Raw genomic sequence first — 17,655 nt, 5'->3', positions numbered from 1 at the left:
GGGGGGGCCTCCGGCGCACCACCGGAGGCCCCCCCGAGCGCCCGTGAAGGGCGGGCGGTCAGCCTTGGGGTGGGTCGACGAGATCGGCCTCGGGAACGTCGCCGGGCTCGGCGACCCAGCCGGAGAAGACCGGCACCCCGTGCCACGGGCCCACCCCGCCGCCCTGCCGGTCGGTGGCGACGGCCACCACCGCGTACGGGTGGCCGAAGCGCAGCTCGGCGGTGCGGGCCACCCCCTCCGGGGGCAGGCTCACCGTCCCGAACACCCCGGTCACGGCCGCGGCCTCGAACCCGTACCGGCTGTACCGGGCGACGGCAACCTGCCGTGCCTCGATGTCGGTGCCCCCGACCAGTGGGGCGAGGACCGGGGCGAGGGCGGAGAACCCGAGCCCCGGCCCGGTCAGGTCGTGCTCGGCGCGGGCCGACCAGCAGGGCAGCGCCGCCGCGTGCCGCTCCTCCCGGCGGTCGCGGGCGTGGGTGCGGACGGTCTCCTCACGCAACGTCCACAGCGGCGTCGCGCCCAGCGGCAGGTCGAACAGCGACCGCCGGCCGGTGGGCTCGTCGGCATCGGCGTCGGCCGCGATCCGGTACGCGGCGGCGAGCACGTCGGCGGGGGCGACCCCGGCAGCGGCGGCCACCGACACGACCAGCAGCCCGGCCCCGTCCCCGGGTCCGGCGGCCTCGTTCCCGCCCCCCGGTTCGGCCGCCGCCGTGTGCACGACGACGTCGCCCGCCTCCGGCGTCGCGGCGATCCACGCCCGATGCCCGTACGCCGGGGTGCGCAGCACCCGGGTCAGCCGCCCGGCCCAGGGGCTGTCCGGCCCCAGCGCCGCGGCCGGGGCGAGGTCGAACGGGTCGGCCCAGGAGATCCGGGTGGCCACGGCCGAGGCCAGCGCGAGCACGACGCGGGGGGAGAGGGTCAGCGGGAACCTGTCGAGCAGGCCCGCGCTGTGCCTGCGTGCCCAGGCGTCCAGGCCGGCCTGGTCCGGCAGTGGGCCGGTCTCCGTGGCGCGGGGGAGGGTGGCCCGCCAGGCGGCCAGCGCGTCGGTGTCCGCGTCCGGCCGGTGCCAGACGGCGGTGGCGGCCGGTGCCAGCGGGTGCGGGGCGTCGAGCAGCGCGGCGGCGGTCCGCGCCGCCGTCGCCGGGTCGGTGCCCAGCGCGTCGGCGAGGCCGTCGGCGCCCCGGTCGGGGACGGCCGACCCGCACAACGCGAGCAGCAGCCAGGCGCCCAGCGGGGACGCGACGTGGTGCCGGTCGCCGACCGAGCCGTGCAGCCGGGCGGCGTAGCGGGCCAGCGGGCCGTGGAGGTCTGTCGTCATGCTCCCACTGTGCCCGCTCCGGCCGGTCCTCACGACCGCAGCCGGCGGTGGATGAAGCTGGCCCGCCGCCAGCGTCGGTCGGTGTGCCCGCAAGGCCAGCGGGTGCGCGGCGGTGCGGACGTCAGCCGGGGTGGACGGCGACGGCGTCGCCCACCCCGGTCGGCAGCGGGTAGGGGCGCTCCGTGGGCAGCAGCGCCCCGGCGGAGGAGTCGTCGCCCGCCTCCAGCCGGGCCCGGACCGCGCGGGCCGTCGCGGTGACGTCGGTGATCCCGACGATCCACTCGTCGACGTACCGCCGGGCCGCCTCGCCGGCCAGGCCCATCTGCAGGGACCGGTGGGGCAGCGGCTGCGCCCGCACGGTCCGCTCCGGGTCCCACTGCACCCGCACCGGGCTGGCGCGCAGCCGCCGGGCCCAGCCGTCCCGGTCGGCGTGCAGGTCGGGCTCGTAGCCGCTGAGGCAGGCGTGCGTCAGGGCCCACTCGAATCCGGCGCGGGTGATCTCGACGGCGAGCACCCGCTCCTGGCCCGGCTTCCGGGCCCAACCGCAGCGGTACATCATCCAGCGGAACGACGGCTTGATCCAGGTCATCCGGTCCCGCTTGAACGGGGGCACGAACCGGCCCGCCGCCACCGCCGGCCCGGCGATCTCCGGCGGGTACGCCTGGTACACGGTCAGGGTGTCGGCGGTGTACCGGGCGCGGATCTGGCGCAGGGGGATGGTCACGTCGGCATCGTCGCGGGTCGGGCCGCCCCGCCTCCACCGCTTTTCGTCTCCACCGCTCCTGGCCCGTCGCTTTGTGCCCGACGCCGTTCGGCGGCGGTGCCGGGGGAGGGGCTAGGCTGCCCGGCGTGGCAGGTCTGTTGAGGAGCGTGGCGTCCCGGCTGGGGCGGGTGACCCGTGGGGTCGCCCCGACGCGTACCCCCGGTCCGATTCCGGCCCAGGTCGCGCGGCGTCGGCAGGTCGCGGCGTTGCAGCGGCGGGAGCTCAGCTACGCCCCGGAACCCGACGGGCAGGCCGACCCGGGCGAGGTCGTCTGGACCTGGGTCCCCTACGAGGACGACCCCCGGCAGGGCAAGGACCGGCCGGTCCTGGTCGTCGGCCGGGCCAGCCGCACCCTGTTCGGCCTGATGCTGTCCAGTCAGAGCGAGCGGGACGGCCAGCGGCACTGGCTCTCCCTCGGCCCCGGCGCCTGGGACCGCGACAACCGGCCGAGCTGGGTACGCCTCGATCGGGTGCTCACCATGCGGGAGGACAGCATCCGGCGCGAGGGCGCGGTGCTGGACCGGCCCCGCTTCGACCGGGTCGGCCAGGCCCTGCGTGCCGGCTACGGCTGGCGCTGACCCCATGCCGCCGCCCGGCCCGGGCGGTCAACACTCGGCGAGGTGCGCGCTGTCCACGAGCTGCCGGGTGGGGCTGGACGCGCCGACGCTCTTGGCCCGGTACATGGCCGCGTCGGCGCGGTCGAGCGCCTCGGTGAGCTGGGCGGGGCCGGTCACCGGGGCCAGGCCGACCGAGGCGGTGACCCGGAGGCTGAGACCGTCGAGCGGGATGGGCGCGGCGAGCGCCTCGCAGAGCCGGCGGGAGGCGTGCTCGATCCACCGTCGGTCGACCGTCGGGCTGGTCAGCAGGCCGGCGAACTCGTCGCCGCCGAGGCGGGCCACCAGGTTGTCGCCGGCGAACGCGGCCAGCCGCTCGGCCACGCTGATCAGCACCCGGTCCCCGGCGGCGTGCCCGTAGCGGTCGTTGACCTGCTTGAAGTCGTCCAGGTCGAGCACCACCGCGATCAGCGGCTGGCCGACGGCGTCGGTGAGCAGATTGGCGGCCAGCCGGAAGAAGGCCCGTCGGTTGGGCAGCCCGGTGAGCGGATCGTGGCTCGCGGCGTGCCGTTCGGCGGCGAGTTCCGCCTGGAGATGCTCGATCTCCGCCTCGGCCAGCAGGGCACGGCGGCGTAGCTGCCACGCGGACACGAGGGCCCCGGCGGCCGAGATGCCGGACGCGATGGTCAACGGATCCGGCACGAACCCTCCCCTCGCCGCGTCCGCCCGCTGGCCCTGCCCGGTGCCGGCCGGCGCGTTCCTACACACCCGCGTTTTCCCTGGTGCGGCCTCGATTTGAGTAACCCAAAGTGAACGAATGGGTACACCGCACGTGCGTTATCATGCTCGTTGTCCGGTGCAGATGCAATAGCAGATGCACGTGCAGCAGAATCGTTTTCGACCCACCCCCTCGCCAGCACCGCTCCTCCCCGCGGCATAGGCAGGCTCTTGAAGAGAAAGACGCCCCCATGCAGCAGCCCCACAACGGCGTTCCCGCCGCGCAGCTTCCCCCGCTGAACTGGCAGAAGAGCCGACGGAGCAACCCCAGCGGCAACTGCGTCGAGTTGGCCGAACTCCCCGGCGGCGGCGGGATCGCCCTGCGCAACTCGCGCCACCCCGAGGGGCCGGCGCTGATCTACACGGTGGACGAGATCGCCGCCTTCGTGCTCGGCGCCCGGGACGGGGACTTCGACGATCTGATCGCCTGACCCAGGGTAACCAGCCGGCTCCGTCCCGTCGATGGGACCAAAACACGCCTCGGGCGGGTACACCTCACTGTCGGTCCATGGCATGCTTACACGTCGGCCGGGGTCGGGGCCCGGTTGACGGAGGCTGGCAAGCGGAGGTCGGCACGTGACGATGGTTCCCACGGAAGGTGGCCCAGCCACCGGCCCGACCGTGCTGCGCATGCTGCTCGGCGCCCAACTGCGCCGCCTGCGTGAGTCCGTCGGGGTGACCAGGGAGGGCGCCGGCTGGGAGATCCGGGCCTCCGAATCGAAGATCAGCCGGATGGAGCTGGGCCGGGTCGGCTTCAAGGAGCGCGACGTCGCCGACCTGCTCAGCCACTACGGGGTCACCGATTCCGAGGAGCGCGAGGCCCTGCTCAAGCTTGCCCGGGACGCCAACAGTCCGGGCTGGTGGCACCGTTACGGCGACGTGTTGCCGTCCTGGTTCCAGTCCTACCTGGGCCTGGAGGCGGCCGCCGCGCTGATCCGCAGCTACGAGGTCCAGTTCGTGCCCGGTCTGCTCCAGACCCCGGAGTACGCCCGGGCGGTCGTCCTGCTCGGCCACCGCGGCGCCGGCGCGGACGAGATCGACCGGCGGGTGGGCCTGCGCATGCAGCGCCAGGAGCTGCTGCGCCGCCCGCAGCCGCCCCAACTGTGGGCGGTGGTCGACGAGGCCGCGCTGCGCCGACCGATCGGTGGCCCCGAGGTGATGCGCGGCCAGTTCGCCGCCCTGATCGAGGCGACCCGGTCGCCGCACGTGCGGTTGCAGATAATCCCGTTCGAGGCGGGCGGGCACGCCGCCGCAGGCGGTGCCTTCACCATCCTGCGCTTCGGCGACCAGGACCTGCCGGACATCGTCTACATCGAACAGCTCACCAGCGCCATCTACCTCGACAAGCGCGAGGACCTCGACTACTACGCCGCGGCCATGGAGCGCCTCTGCGTGGAGGCCGAGCCCCCGGAGCGAACGCCGGAGCTGCTGGCCCGGCTGCGTGACGAGATCTTTCCGGGGTGACGGGTTCCCGGGCGCGCAGTCGGCCCGGGAGCCTCTAGCATGGTCGGGACCGACGACAGTGGACGGACGTCGGCGCGCGATGCCAGCGCAGAGCATGGAGGAGCCTTGACCACCGATGCCCCCGGTGCCCCGACCGACCCCGTCCACCGCAGCGACCGGATCGACACCTCGGTGGCGCATCCCGCCCGCCGCTACAACTACTGGCTGGGCGGCAAGGACAACTTCCAGGCCGACCGCGACTCGGGTGACGCGATGGCCGCGGCCTTCCCGACCATCCGCGTCACCGCCCTGGAGAACCGCCGCTTCCTCCAGCGAGCGGTGCGCTACCTGGCCCGCGAGGCCGGCATGCGGCAGTTCCTCGACATCGGCACCGGCATCCCCACCGCCGACAACACCCACGAGGTCGCCCAGGCCGTCGCCCCGCAGACCCGGGTGGTGTACGTCGACAACGACCCCATCGTGCTCGCCCACGCCCGTGCCCTGCTGACCAGCGCACCCGAGGGCGCCACCGCCTACATCGACGCCGACCTTCGCGACCCGGAGAAGATCCTCTCCCACCCCGACCTGCGGCGCACCGTCGATCTCGGGCAGCCGGTGGCGCTGATACTGGTGGCGATCCTGCACTTCCTGCCCGACCCGGACGAGCCGTACGCCCTGGTCCGGCGGCTGCTGGACGCCCTGCCCCCGGGCAGCCACCTGGCCGCCACGCACGCCACGTACGACCACCTCCCGGCGCAGGTCGGCGAGGACGCCAGGGCGGCGACGAGGAACGGGGGCGGGTACGGCGCGCTCTACCTGCGCAGCCTGGCCGATTTCACCCGGTTCTTCGACGGCCTGGAACTGGTCGAGCCGGGCATCGTCTCCGCAGCCGAGTGGCGTGCCGCCGCGGAGCCGCAGCCCCGGCCCTCGGCGGCCGACGTCAGCCTGTACGCGGCCGTGGCGCGCAAGCCCTGACCGGCCCTGGCGCGCCCGTCCCGGGGCACCCGCACATGGCTGCTCCCATGGTCGGGCATCGTGGTCCCGGCCGGGTACCGCGGCTGGTGCCCGCCCCGGTCCGGCAGGCAGACTGACCCCCATGTCGCCGTTCACCCCCGGCCTGCGGCTGCACGACCGGTACGTCCTGCGCGCGCGCATCGGCCTCGGCGGGATGTCCGAGGTGTGGCTTGCCGACGACGAGGTGCTGCACCGTCCCGTCGCGGTCAAGGCGCTCGCGGGGCAGCCCGCCGCCGACCCGCAGCTGCGCGCCACCATCCAGCGCGAGGCCCGGGCCGCCGCCCGGCTCACCCATCCGCACGTCACCCAGGTGTACGACTACGGCGAGGCCACCCTGGCCGGCGGCACCGTGCTTCCCTACCTGGTGATGGAGCTGGTCGACGGGCACAGCCTGGCCGACCGGCTCACCGCCGGCCCGCTGCCCTGGCCGGAGGCCGTCCGGGTGGCCGGGCAGGTCGCCGCCGCCCTCGCCGCCGCGCACCGCATCGGCGTGGTGCACCGGGACGTCAAGCCGGGCAACGTCATGCTCACCGGGACCGGTGCCAAGGTGCTCGACTTCGGCATCGCCGCGCTCGCCGGCCCGTCCTCCGGTCACAGCGGCGAGCTGATGATGGGCACCCCGGGGTACGTCGCGCCCGAGCGGATGACCCCCGGGCCGCCGGACCCGGCCAGCGACGTCTACGCCCTCGGCGCACTGCTCTACCGGGCCCTCACCGGCAGCGCCCCGCTGCCCGTGCAGACCTGGGCGGACGCCGTCGAGGTGCACGCCCGGCGGGTGCCGGTGCCGCCGCTGCGGGTCACCGGGCTGCCCCCGGACGTCGCCGCGCTCACCCTCGCCTGCCTGGACGTCGATCCCGCCCGCAGACCCACCGCCGCCGAGTTGGCCGCCCGGCTCGGCGCGGCGCCCCCGGCGGAACCACCTACCGCGCTCCTGCCCGTCGTGCCTCCGGCCGCATCCCACCCGCTGACCCTGATCGACCGGGCCGGCCCACCCGCCACCCGTGCCGCCCCCGGCCCGGCGACCCGGTACGCGTCGCCGTTCCCCGCCGCACCCTCGGCCGCGTCGTCGTTCCCCGCCTCGGCCTCGGCCTCGGTCGCCTCGCCTTCGGGTGGGTCGTCCTCGGTCGCCTCGTCCGGGCGGTCGCGGCACGGGAACCGGCTGCTCGGCGTCCTTGTCGCGGCCGGGGTGGCGCTGGTGGTCGGGCTGTTCGCCCTCGGCGGCGGGTCCCCGGCCCCGCCGGCCGCCGCACCCGACGTGACCACTCCGGCTCCCCGGCCGACGACGACGCGGGCCGCGGCCCCCGCGCCGACCAGCGCCGCGCCGCGCCCGGCCTCGTCGACCACCACTCGAACCCGCCCGGTCACCCTGCGCGAGCTGGCCGCCGAGTTCATCGCAGTGGTCGACGAGGCGCAGGCCCGCGGCGAGGTCGACCGGAAGACCGCCGACGAGCTGCGCGACAAGGCCGAGGCGCTGAACCGGGTGAAGCTCAAGGACCGGGTCAAGCGGGTCAGGGACCTGCTCGAACGGGTCTCCGAGGCGGTGGAGCGGGACCGGCTCGGCGCGGCGGTGGCGAACCGGCTGCGCGACCTGCTCACCGGGTACGGCCACTTGCGCGGTGTCGAGGCGGACTGACCGCCCTCAGCCCCCGCGCGACTGCGGCGGGTGACGGCATGGCAGTCGGCGGCGACGGTCATTAGCTTTGTCGGATGATCAGCACGCAACCGCTCCTGCCCTTCCCCCGTACGGTCGCCGCCGGTCCCGAGCCTGGCTCCGACGGGCCCGTGGGATTCGTCACGGGACTGGTCGAACGGCTGGGCGGTCCCGGCGCGGGACTGGCGGTCGCGCTTGAGAATCTCTTCCCGCCCATCCCCAGCGAGGTGATCCTGCCGCTGGCCGGTTTCGTCGCCAGCCAGGGAAGAATGAGCCTGGTCGGGGCGATCGGCTGGACCACCCTCGGCTCCGTGGTGGGTGCCCTCGCGCTGTACGTGATCGGTGCCATGTTGGGCCGGGACCGGATGCGCGCCATCGTCGCGCGACTGCCGCTGGTCAAGCTCGAGGACGTCGACCGGACGGAGGCGTGGTTCCTCCGGCACGGGGTCAAGGCGGTGTTCTTCGGCCGGATGATCCCGGTGTTCCGCAGCCTCATCTCGATCCCGGCCGGCGTGGAACGGATGCCGGTGCCGACCTTCCTGCTGTTCACGACCCTGGGCAGCCTGATCTGGAACACGATCTTCGTGATGGCGGGCTATCTGCTCGGGGAGAAGTGGCACGTCGTCGAGGGCTACGTCGGCACGTTCCAGAACGTGGTCATCGTGGTGTGCGCGGTGGCGCTCGGCTGGTTCGTCGTCACCCGGGTGCGGCGTGCCCGCGCCGCCCGACGGCTGCCCGTCGACAGGCCCGACCCGATCGCCCCGGTCGACGCTGTCCACGCCTCGGACGCGGAGGCGTCGCCGTCGGTCGGGCCGGAGTTCGGTGGGGCGCGTGAGTACCGGGGGACCGTCTACCGCAGCGGGTCCTGGCGGGGAGGGCCCGAGCGCTGACCCCGGTGGCCCGTCGCCCCGCGCACCCGGCCGGCCTACCCCCGCCTTCGGTGATCAGGAGGTTTGCGTCAGGTTCGCGCCCCGAATCCGACGTACCTCTTGATCACCGCGCAGAAGGGTGGGGTGTTTGGGGGGTTTTGGGGGTGTGACCGGCGGCATCCGTCCGGCGGAACATGGGCGGGCCTGGGGTCGTTACACATGGCGGACGATCGAGTAGCGCACGCCGCTGCTGAGCTGCCCGACCCCCCGGTGACTTCATTGGTGGAATGTGGGTGGGCGGCCGGTCGTTGCACATGGTCCCGCCGCCGCCAGCACCCCCCCGGGGTGCGGTGGGTTGCCGGATGGGTTTTCCCCCTTTTTGATCTTTTGGGCGCCTCGACGTGGTGCTCACATGCTCACCCTTTTTCCCCTGGGGTGGGGTGTGTCGACCCCCGATTGGAGTCACCCTGATGAACACGTTCATGCGTAAGAGCGTTCTCGGTATCGCTGGTCTGGCGTTCGCCGGTGGTCTGGCCGCCGGTCCGCTGCACGCCACCACCGCCCCGACCGCCGGGTCGAGCGCCGCCCCGACGGTTGTGGCCGTGCAGGCTGACAAGCCGGGTGTGGACGAGGGCAAGCTGATTCCGCACGGTGTGCGGGGTGAGCAGTCCCGCATCGCGCTCGGCGACGAGCAGACCGCGAACGTGAAGGCGATCGTGGCCGCGACGAAGAAGGCCGGTATGGGCGAGCGGGCCGCTGTGATCTCGGTCGGCACGTCTTTGCAGGAGTCGAAGTTGGAGAACCTGGGCCATCTGGGTGACCGTAACGATCATGACTCGCGGGGCCTGTTCCAGCAGCGTCCGTCGTCGGGTTGGGGCACGGTGGAGCAGATCACCGATCCGGAGTACTCGACGCTGGCGTTCCTGAAGGGTCTGAAGCAGGTCGACGGGTGGCAGGACATGCCGCTGACCGAGGCTGCGCAGACCGTGCAGGTGTCGGCGTACCCCGACGCGTACGCGCAGTGGGAGCAGCAGGCAGCCGACCTCGTCGCCGAGCACTGGAACAGCTGACACCCGCACCACGACACCACCGCACCACTACGGCACCGCCGCCGGCCGGTCCCCGACACCCCGGGGACCGGCCGGCGGCGTCTGCGCGTCCGACTCGGTGACCGGCGAGGGGGGCTGAGCGTACAGTCGGACGGTGGACCGTACCGAATCCCTGCCGGCACAGACGCGACCGCCCGGCGTGGCGCCCGCCGATCCGGGCAGCGTGCTGCTGCCCGGGCACGACGTGCCGCTCGGCCGCTACACGACGGTGCGTCGGCTGCTGCCGCAGCGCCGGCGGCGGATGGTCGGGGCCTGGTGCTTCGTCGACCACTTCGGGCCGGACGACGTCGCCGAGCGGCCCGGTATGGAGGTGCCGCCGCACCCGCACACCGGGTTGCAGACGGTCACCTGGCTGCTCGACGGGGAGATCGTGCACCGGGACAGCCTCGGCAACGTCCAGCCGATCCGGCCGGGGCAGCTCAACGTGATGACCTCCGGCCACGGCATCGCCCACTCGGAGCGGTCGCCGGCGGCGCATCCGCCGGTGATGCACGGCGTACAGCTCTGGGTGGCCCTGCCGGACCCGGCGCGGGCGGCGGCGCCCGACTTCGCCCACCACGAGGACCTGCCGGTGTGGCGCGACGGCGACCTCGACGTCACGCTGCTGGCCGGCGAGCTGGGCGGGGAACGGTCCCCGGCGGTGCTGCACACCCCGCTGGTCGGCGCACAGCTCACGGCCCGGGGCGCGGGGCCGGCCCGGCTGCCGCTGCGCCGCGACTTCGAGTACGGCCTGCTGGCGATGTCCGGTTCCGCCCAGGTGGGTGACGTGCCGCTGGAGCCGGGTGCGCTGCTCTACCTCGGCGCCGGCCGGGAGAGCCTCACCCTGAGCGCGGCGCCGGACAGCCGGCTGCTGCTGCTCGGCGGGGCGCCGTTCGAGGAGCCGCTGGTGATGTGGTGGAACTTCGTCGGCCGGTCGCACGAGGAGGTCGCCGCGGCCCGCGAGGACTGGGCGGCCGGCCGCAGGTTCGGGACGGTGGCCGACGACGACGCGCCGCCGCTGCCGGCGCCCGCGCTGCCGACCACCCGGCTCAAGGCCCGCACCCGGCACGGCGACATCCGGGCCTGAACCCCGGGCGGGGCCGGGCGGCACAGGGGCCGGCGGGTGGAGGCGTGGCGGGTGGCGACGCGGGTAGTCGCGGGCATGCCGACCATTGCGATCTCCAGCATCGAGGACAAGAAACGACTGGCTCGCCGGCTCGCCGGCAGCGGGCGAGGGTTCGCCGAGCAGTACGGGTTCCGGGTCACCAACAATCCGTCCAGCCTGTTCCAGCTCCTCGTCCTGTCGGTCCTGCTGGCCCGGCGGGGCGACTTCCGGCGGGCCCTGGACACCGCCGCCGCGCTGCGCGACGCCGGCTGGGACAGCGCGGCCCGGATGGCCCGTTCGCTGCACGCCGACCGGGTGCGGGTGCTGCGGGCGGCCGGGCAGCGCGGTGACGTGGACGCCCTCGCCGACACCCTGGGCGACCTCGCCCGTGCCGTGGTGGATCGGTATCGGGGCGACCTGCGCCGGCTGCGCGCCGCGGGGCACCACGACCCGGCCGGCGAGCGGGCGCTGCTGGCCGAACTGCCCGGCGTCGACGCCGGGGTGGTCGACCTGTTCCTGCGCGAGGCGCAGGCGCTGTGGCGGGAGGTGGCCCCGGTGGCGGACCGACGGGCGCTCGCGGCGGCCCGCCGGCTCGGCCTGGGGCGGTCCGCGACCGATCTCGCCCACCTGGCAGGCGGCGGCGAGTCGGAGCGGCTGGCCTGGCTGGTCGGCGCGCTCGCCCGGGTGGACCTGGAGAAGCGGTACGCCGAGCTGACCGACTGAACGTGTGCCGGCCCACAGTTCCTCGAAATTTGACCGTAAGTACGATGGCGGAAGCTATGATGATCTCGGCAGTCGAGTTCGCCCGGTTCGGGCGGACGTGGCCGTCCGGCGGTGCGACCCGGTTCGGGTCGCGGTCACCGCCGGGAGACAGGTTCTGCGTGCGCCCCAGGTCGCGGTTCGTGGCCCGGGGCGCCCGCCTGTCTCCGGGCGGTCCGCTCACCTGACGAGCCCGGCCAGCAGGTTCACCGTCGCGGCGATGATCACCGCCCCGAACAGGTACGACACCAGCGCGTGCCGCAGCACGGTCGTACGCATCTCGTTGCTGGTCAGGTTCGTGTCGGAGACCTGGAAGGTCATCCCCACCGTGAACGCCAGGTAGGCGAAGTCCGAGTAGCGCGGGCGCTGCGCCTGGTGGAACATCACCCCGCCGTCGGGTCCGCCGTAGTAGATCCGGGCGTACCGGGCGGTGAAGACGGTGTGCACCACCAGCCAGGACAGCAGCACGCTGGCCACCCCCAGCACGCCGTAGGCGTCCCGCGCCGGCCCCGGCCGGGCGCCGCGCGCGGTGACCAGCACGACCGCGACGGCGAGCAGGCTGGCCAGGCAGGCGACCAGCAGCAGGAGGTCGCGGGTGGGCCGGTTCGGGTCCTCGCGTACGGCGAGCCGGGCGGTCCGGTCGGCGTCCGACGGCCACAGCGTGCGCCAGACCAGCACCAGCCAGCTCAGGGCCGCCGCGTCCCAGCCCACGAGGGGGCCGAGGGCCGGCGGGCCGACGAGCGCGAACAGGCCGCCGCCCAGCCCGCCGGCCAGCCCGAGCACAGCGAGCTGGACCACCGCCGGGGTGTGCCCGTCCCTGCCGCGCACTCACCCGCCCCCGTTGGCGCGGCGCTCAGATGCCGCGCAGGTGCTGCGAGATCCGGGTGTGCGGGTTTCGGGCCTGCGCCGCGCGCTGCGACCTGCCGATCTCCGGGGCGGCGTCGATCCTGGCGGACCGGGCCACCTCGTTGCCGTTGGCGTAGTCGACCGGGGGCAGGGCCCGCAACGCGCGCAGCACGTCCGGCGGCGCCCCCTCCCGCTGCGCCTCGCGTACCACGTCGGCCTTCCCGGCCGGGTAGTCGAGGCTGGACAGGTACCGCAGGACGTCGTCGTAACTCGCCATGGTGTGGGCTCTCCTCGCCGGTGCGATCCGGTTCACGACTTCACGACCGGCCGCGGTTACCCACCCGCCGGCCGCCCACGCCCGTCCGTCGCGGGGGAAATCGCGGACACGGCCCGGTCGGGTCGATCCGGCCGAACCGCCGTTTCCGGCCCCGCAGGCCGGGTACGCGACCGGCCCGAGGCAGCGGAAGGAGCACCATGAACTACGACACCTTCGTCGAACAGGTGGCCCTGCGGGCACAGGTCCCCGGGGAGCGGGCCGTGGAGTTGACCCGCGCCACGCTGGAGACCCTGGCGGAGCGGCTGACCGGTGGCGAGGTCCTCGACCTCGCGGCGCAGCTGCCGAAGCCGTTGCAGCTGGTGCTGCGGCCGAGCCCGGACACCGAGGCCGCCGACCGGTTCGGCGCGGCCGAGTTCGTCGCCCGGGTCGGCCAGCGGGCCGGCCTGGACGAGCGGGCCGCCCGGGACGCCGTCCGGGCGGTGTTCGTGACCCTGCGCGAGGCGGTCAGCGGCGGGGAGTTCGACGACATCGTGATCCAGATGCCGCGCGACTACCGGGACATGGTCGAGCCGGCGCTCGCCCCGGGGGCGGCCGTCCCGCGCCGAGCCTGACCGGCCGACCGGCCCCCGGCGGCGAACCCCGGCCCGGGTGGTGCCGGCCGGGTTCAGCGAACGTGTCGGCGTCGTGCCACCCGGGGCCGCCCATCGAGGCGGCGACCCTCAGGCGACCGCGCCGGCGGCGCGCAGGGCGGCGATCCGGTCGGCGGCGAGGCCGGCCTCCGCCAGCACCTCGTCGGTGTGCTCGCCCGGGTGCGGGGGCGGCCGGCGCAGCGCCGTCGGTGTCTCGGTGAACCGGGGCGCGGGCGCCGGCTGGGTCGCCCCGGCGTGCTCCACGAACACCCCCCGGGCCGTCAGGTGCGGGTGCTCCGGCGCCTCCCGCCAGTCCAGCACCGGCGTGACGCACGCGTCCGAGGAGCCGAGCAGCGCCGTCCACTCGTCGCGGGTTCGGGTGCGGAACAGCCGCGCCCACGCCGCACGCAGCGCCGGCCAGTTCGCCGGGTCGTCGCGGTCCGGCGCCTCGTCGCCGGGCAGCGGGAAGCCGGTACGCCGGACCAGCTCCGCGTAGAAGCGGGACTCCAGGGCTCCGACGGCGAGGTGGCGGCCGTCCGCGCACTCGTACGTGTCGTAGAACGGCGCGCCGCCGTCGAGCAGGTTGACCCCGCGCGGGTCCTGCCAAAGGCCGAGCCGGCGCAGCGCGTGGACCTGGGTGGACAGCACCGCCACCCCGTCCACGACGGCCGCGTCGATCACCTGTCCGGGCGCTCCGGCCCGGACGGCGTACAGGGCCGAGACGATGCCCAGGGCCAGCATCATCCCGCCGCCGCCGAAGTCGCCGAGCAGGTTCAACGGCGGCACCGGACGCTCACCGGACCGGCCGATGCCGTGCAGCGCCCCGGTCAGGGCCAGGTAGTCGATGTCGTGCCCGGCGTAGGGGGCGAGCGGGCCGTCCTGCCCCCAGCCGGTCATCCGCCCGTACACCAGGCGGGGGTTGACCGCACGGCAGTCGGCGGGGCCCAGGCCGAGCCGCTCGGTCACCCCGGGGCGGAAGCCCTCGACCAGCGCGTCCGCGCGGCCGACCAGGGCCAGCACCGCGTCCCGGCCGCCGGCCGACTTCAGGTCCACCGCGACTGAACGGCGGCCCCGGTTGAGCAGGTCCGGGTGGGGGGTGCCGAACGCCGACGGGTCGACGTCGGTGGCCCGGTCCACCCGGATCACGTCGGCGCCCAGGTCGGCCAGCATCATCGCGGCGAACGGGCCGGGGCCGATGCCGGCCAGCTCGACCACCCGCACCCCGGCCAGCGGGCCGGCCCCGCCGCCGGCCGCCGACCGGCCCGCGTCGGGGTGGCTCGCGCGCTCGTCCATCGGGCCACCATAGGCGTTTCGCGTTTGTCCCGTAAGGCGTCGGGGATCCGCTCCGCGCGTCCCGGCCCGATCACCGCTGGTGACGGCCGGGGTCGCGGCTTGGCGAGTCGACCGGGCTGACCTAACCTTGTCGCACGAGGGGAGTACTTCCCACGAATCATTCCGGTCAGTACGGCGTGCCCGGAGCACGCCTCGGGTGGTTGCCCACGAGTACGTGGGTGAAGGAGACCTCGAACATGACAGGGTGTTCGAGGGGATTCCATGACCGAATTGTCTTATCTGTCCGCCGGTGAGTTGTCATCGGTGGGCACGCCCATGCTCTGGGCGGTCACCATCGCCGGCGTGCTCGCCCTGCTGGTGCTGGACTTCCTCGTCACCCGCAAGCCGCACGAGGTGTCGATCAGGGAGGCGCTCGGCTGGTCCGCCTTCTACATCGCCCTGCCGCTGGCCTTCGGCGCCTGGATCTGGTCCCGGTTCGGCTCCCAGCAGGGCGTGGAGTACCTGACCGGCTACCTGGTCGAGAAGTCCCTCTCGGTCGACAACCTGTTCGTCTTCATGCTGCTGCTGGCGGCGTTCGCGGTGCCCGCCGCCCTCGCCCAGCGGGTGCTGCTCTACGGCATCGCCGGTGCGCTGGTGCTGCGGGCGATCTTCATCGCCCTCGGCGCGGCGGCCCTGCAGCGCCTCGACTTCGCCTTCCTGATCTTCGCGGCGATCCTCATCGTCACCGCCGTCAAGCTGCTCCGTGACGCCCTCTCCGGCCACGAGCAGACGGTGGACATCAACAAGATGCGGTCGGTGCGGCTGCTCCGCCGGTTCATGCCGGTCGTCGAGGAGTACCAGGGCACGAGGATGATCGTCCGGCAGAACGGTCGCCGGGCGCTCACCCCGCTCGCCCTCGTGGTGGTCGCGGTGTTCGCCACCGACATCGTCTTCGCCGTCGACTCGGTGCCCGCCGTGTACGGCATCACCGAGGACCCGTACCTCGTCTTCGCCACCAACGCCTTCGCCCTGCTCGGCCTGCGGGCGCTGTACTTCGTGCTGCACGCCGCGCTGAGCCGGCTGGTGCACCTCAGCTACGGCCTGGCCATCATCCTCGCCTTCATCGGCGTGAAACTCGGCCTGCACTGGGCGCACGGGATCTGGCCGGGCGTGCCGCAGATCCCCACGCTGGCCTCGCTCGGGGTGATCATCGGCGTGTTGGTCGTCGTCACGTTCACCAGCCTCCGGGCCACCCGCAACGCCGCACCCGGCGACAAGGAGACCGTCGCCGACCGGCACTGACCGCGTCGACGGCCGGGCGTCACCGCCCGCCGTCGACATCGGTCACGGCGCGACGGGCGTGGGCGGGACTCCGGCCCGACCCGCGTCCGCCGTGGTCGTCCGCCCGGCGGGTCCGGACGAACGGCGCCGCCGAGATCCGGCAGGTGGTACGACTGACTGGTGGGAATCGTGTCACCGGGCTTCCAGGGCCGGCCCCGCTCGGCGGAGCCGGCCCTGCCACCGGGGCAGTACCTGACCGAGGACTTCCCGGTGCTCTCCGCCGGCCCCACCCCGAAGGTGCGGCCGGACACCTGGGAGTTCGTCGTCACCACCGAGACCGGCGCGGAGCGCCGCTGGTCCTGGGCCGAGTTCACCGCCCTGCCCCAGGACACCCCGACCGTCGACATCCACTGCGTCACCCGCTGGTCCAAGATCGCGACGACCTGGCAGGGCGTCTCGCTGGACGTCCTGCTCGACGGCGTCGACACCGACGCGGCGTACGCCCTGGTCCACTCGTACGGCGGGTACACCACCAACCTGCCGCTGGCCGACCTGCGCGGCGGCCGGGCCTGGGTGGCGCACCGCTTCGACGGCCGCGACCTGCCCGCCGAGCACGGCGGCCCGGCCCGGCTGCTGGTGCCCCACCTCTACTTCTGGAAGTCCGCGAAGTGGGTGCGCGGCATCCGGCTCAGGACCATGGACGAGCCCGGCTTCTGGGAGACCGCCGGGTACCACGCCTACGGCGACCCGTGGCGCGAGCAGCGCTACACCGGCGATTGAACGCCCCCTCGAACGCCCCGCTGACCTGGCGGGTGGCCCGGCTGGTCGAGCGGCGGGGCGAGACACCGACCGCGCGGACGCTCGTCATCGACGTGCCCGGCTGGCCCGGGCACCTGCCCGGCCAGCACGTCGACGTCCGGCTCACCGCGTCCGACGGGTATCAGGCAGCCCGGTCGTACTCCCTCGCCGGGCCGGCCGACGGTGACCGGATCGCGCTGACCGTGCAGCGGGTGCCCGACGGCGAGGTGTCGCCGTACCTGATCGACGTCTGGGCGCCGGGCGACCCGGTGGAGGTGCGCGGCCCCGTCGGCGGCTGGTTCGTCTGGCGGCCGACCCAGACCGCGCCGGTGCTGCTGGTTGCCGGCGGCTCGGGCGTGGTGCCGTTGATGGCGATGGTCCGGGCCCGCCGGGCCGCCGACAGCCGGACGCCGTTCCGGCTGGTCTACTCGGTGCGCACCCCGACCGACGTGTTCTACGCCGAGGAGCTGCGTCGCCGCGCCCGCGACGACCGGGGCCTCGACGTGGCGTACGTGTACACCCGGGCCGCGCCCGACGGGTGGCGCGGCGAGCCGCACCGGATCGGGCTGGCCGACGTCAACGTCCACGGCTGGCCGCCCGACCTGGAGCCGCTCTGTTACGTCTGCGGGCCGACCGGCTTCGTCGAGACGGTGGCGGACCTGCTGGTGGGCCTGGGCCACCAGCCCCGGCGGGTCCGCACCGAACGTTTCGGCCCGACCGGTTGACCGAGGCCCGGCCGGACGCGGCCGGCCCCAGCCGATCCGGCCCCGACCCGCCCGAGGAGACCCGATGACCGAGATGACCTACCTGGACGGCAACATGCTCGACGGCCCGCTGCGTGAGCTGTTCGCCGTCGACCTGAGCACCGCCACCGGGCGCTGCCAGTCGTGCGGCATGACCGGACCGCTCGCCGGCCTGCACGTCTACCCGCACGCCCCCGGCCTGGTCGCCCGCTGCCCGGCCTGCGCGGCGGTGATGCTGCGCCTGGTCCGGGCGCCCGACCGGGCCTGGCTGGACCTGCGCGGCACCACCTACCTCCAGGTGCCCATGCCCCCCGACCAGCCCCGGCCCCTCTGACGCGCCTGCACGCCGTCGCGTCGCCGATCCGCGCGATGCCGGCTCCTCCCGACCGCCCGAGCGGTGGCCCGGCGCCGGGCCGCCGCCGCGGGGCCCGGGGGGGCGGCGCGGGGAGCCGGGCGGCCCGATCGGAG

The 17,655-nt window shown here is 74.5% G+C and carries 20 protein-coding genes; 14 read left to right on the top strand and 6 right to left on the bottom strand.

Annotation, left to right across the window (positions count from 1 at the left end; translation table 11 throughout):
* Positions 1–58: 58 nt before the first annotated feature.
* The gene (locus ABT023_RS22070) at positions 59–1,318 is read right to left on the bottom strand and encodes a hypothetical protein (protein WP_350888273.1); all 1,260 of its coding nucleotides are present in this window, start codon (positions 1,316–1,318) and stop codon (positions 59–61) included.
* Between the two features lie 121 nt (positions 1,319–1,439).
* Entirely contained in the window at positions 1,440–2,042 is a 603-nt protein-coding gene (locus ABT023_RS22065; protein ID WP_350888272.1) for a DUF4291 domain-containing protein, read from the bottom strand.
* A 125-nt stretch (positions 2,043–2,167) separates the two neighbouring features.
* Between ABT023_RS22065 and ABT023_RS22060 the strand changes: the two genes are divergently transcribed.
* Positions 2,168–2,659, top strand: a complete 492-nt coding sequence (locus ABT023_RS22060; protein ID WP_350888271.1) for a type II toxin-antitoxin system PemK/MazF family toxin — start codon at positions 2,168–2,170, stop codon at positions 2,657–2,659.
* A gap of 27 nt (positions 2,660–2,686) precedes the next feature.
* Here the strand turns inward: ABT023_RS22060 and ABT023_RS22055 are convergent, their stop codons facing one another.
* Complete coding sequence (locus ABT023_RS22055; RefSeq protein WP_350888270.1) at positions 2,687–3,337, bottom strand: GGDEF domain-containing protein; 651 nt, start codon at positions 3,335–3,337, stop codon at positions 2,687–2,689.
* A gap of 266 nt (positions 3,338–3,603) precedes the next feature.
* On the opposite strand from ABT023_RS22055, the gene ABT023_RS22050 reads away from it, so the two are divergent.
* The 8 genes from ABT023_RS22050 (at position 3,604) to ABT023_RS22015 (ending at position 11,305) form a co-directional block, all read left to right on the top strand.
* Positions 3,604–3,843: a DUF397 domain-containing protein gene (locus tag ABT023_RS22050; protein ID WP_350888269.1), complete on the top strand. Its 240-nt coding sequence runs from the start codon at positions 3,604–3,606 to the stop codon at positions 3,841–3,843.
* A gap of 151 nt (positions 3,844–3,994) precedes the next feature.
* Entirely contained in the window at positions 3,995–4,876 is an 882-nt protein-coding gene (locus ABT023_RS22045; protein WP_502890737.1) for a Sco1979 family transcriptional regulator, read from the top strand.
* Between the two features lie 105 nt (positions 4,877–4,981).
* On the top strand, positions 4,982–5,830 hold the full coding sequence (locus ABT023_RS22040) for an SAM-dependent methyltransferase (RefSeq protein WP_350888267.1): 849 nt from the start codon (positions 4,982–4,984) through the stop codon (positions 5,828–5,830).
* Positions 5,831–5,951: 121 nt separating this feature from the next.
* Positions 5,952–7,502, top strand: a complete 1,551-nt coding sequence (locus ABT023_RS22035) for a protein kinase domain-containing protein (protein ID WP_350888266.1) — start codon at positions 5,952–5,954, stop codon at positions 7,500–7,502.
* 74 nt (positions 7,503–7,576) lie between these two features.
* Entirely contained in the window at positions 7,577–8,410 is an 834-nt protein-coding gene (locus tag ABT023_RS22030) for a DedA family protein (protein WP_350888265.1), read from the top strand.
* A gap of 449 nt (positions 8,411–8,859) precedes the next feature.
* Positions 8,860–9,459, top strand: a complete 600-nt coding sequence (locus tag ABT023_RS22025; protein WP_350888264.1) for a hypothetical protein — start codon at positions 8,860–8,862, stop codon at positions 9,457–9,459.
* A 133-nt stretch (positions 9,460–9,592) separates the two neighbouring features.
* A complete protein-coding gene (locus ABT023_RS22020) occupies positions 9,593–10,564 on the top strand; it encodes a pirin family protein (protein WP_350888263.1) in 972 nt (323 codons plus the stop codon).
* A 75-nt stretch (positions 10,565–10,639) separates the two neighbouring features.
* On the top strand, positions 10,640–11,305 hold the full coding sequence (locus tag ABT023_RS22015; RefSeq protein ID WP_350888262.1) for a hypothetical protein: 666 nt from the start codon (positions 10,640–10,642) through the stop codon (positions 11,303–11,305).
* Between the two features lie 216 nt (positions 11,306–11,521).
* Here ABT023_RS22015 and ABT023_RS22010 read toward each other — a convergent pair whose 3' ends face one another.
* Both ABT023_RS22010 and ABT023_RS22005 read right to left on the bottom strand, forming a co-directional pair.
* Positions 11,522–12,169 (bottom strand): DUF1345 domain-containing protein, encoded by a 648-nt coding sequence (locus ABT023_RS22010; RefSeq protein WP_350888261.1) that lies wholly within the window; start codon positions 12,167–12,169, stop codon positions 11,522–11,524.
* Between the two features lie 25 nt (positions 12,170–12,194).
* Positions 12,195–12,464: a DUF2795 domain-containing protein gene (locus ABT023_RS22005; RefSeq protein ID WP_350888260.1), complete on the bottom strand. Its 270-nt coding sequence runs from the start codon at positions 12,462–12,464 to the stop codon at positions 12,195–12,197.
* A 197-nt stretch (positions 12,465–12,661) separates the two neighbouring features.
* On the opposite strand from ABT023_RS22005, the gene ABT023_RS22000 reads away from it, so the two are divergent.
* The gene (locus ABT023_RS22000) at positions 12,662–13,075 is read left to right on the top strand and encodes a DUF2267 domain-containing protein (RefSeq protein WP_350888259.1); all 414 of its coding nucleotides are present in this window, start codon (positions 12,662–12,664) and stop codon (positions 13,073–13,075) included.
* Positions 13,076–13,183: 108 nt separating this feature from the next.
* Here the strand turns inward: ABT023_RS22000 and ABT023_RS21995 are convergent, their stop codons facing one another.
* Positions 13,184–14,386 (bottom strand): CaiB/BaiF CoA transferase family protein, encoded by a 1,203-nt coding sequence (locus tag ABT023_RS21995; RefSeq protein ID WP_350888258.1) that lies wholly within the window; start codon positions 14,384–14,386, stop codon positions 13,184–13,186.
* 261 nt (positions 14,387–14,647) lie between these two features.
* Here ABT023_RS21995 and ABT023_RS21990 point away from each other — a divergent pair, with 261 nt between their 5' ends.
* The 4 genes from ABT023_RS21990 (at position 14,648) to ABT023_RS21975 (ending at position 17,521) form a co-directional block, all read left to right on the top strand.
* Positions 14,648–15,667, top strand: a complete 1,020-nt coding sequence (locus ABT023_RS21990) for a TerC/Alx family metal homeostasis membrane protein (RefSeq protein WP_350888257.1) — start codon at positions 14,648–14,650, stop codon at positions 15,665–15,667.
* A gap of 168 nt (positions 15,668–15,835) precedes the next feature.
* On the top strand, positions 15,836–16,426 hold the full coding sequence (locus tag ABT023_RS21985) for a sulfite oxidase-like oxidoreductase (protein ID WP_350888305.1): 591 nt from the start codon (positions 15,836–15,838) through the stop codon (positions 16,424–16,426).
* Complete coding sequence (locus tag ABT023_RS21980; protein WP_350888256.1) at positions 16,423–17,169, top strand: ferredoxin reductase; 747 nt, start codon at positions 16,423–16,425, stop codon at positions 17,167–17,169. Before ABT023_RS21985 ends, ABT023_RS21980 begins: the two co-directional genes overlap by 4 nt.
* 64 nt (positions 17,170–17,233) lie before the next feature.
* Positions 17,234–17,521 (top strand): DUF6510 family protein, encoded by a 288-nt coding sequence (locus ABT023_RS21975; protein ID WP_350888255.1) that lies wholly within the window; start codon positions 17,234–17,236, stop codon positions 17,519–17,521.
* The last annotated feature ends 134 nt before the right edge of the window (positions 17,522–17,655 follow it).

Source organism: Micromonospora sp. NPDC002296, assembly GCF_040296145.1.
Lineage (GTDB): Bacteria > Actinomycetota > Actinomycetes > Mycobacteriales > Micromonosporaceae > Micromonospora.
The sequence above is the reverse complement of the archived record's forward strand: the minus strand, read 5'-3'. Positions and strand labels throughout refer to the sequence as shown.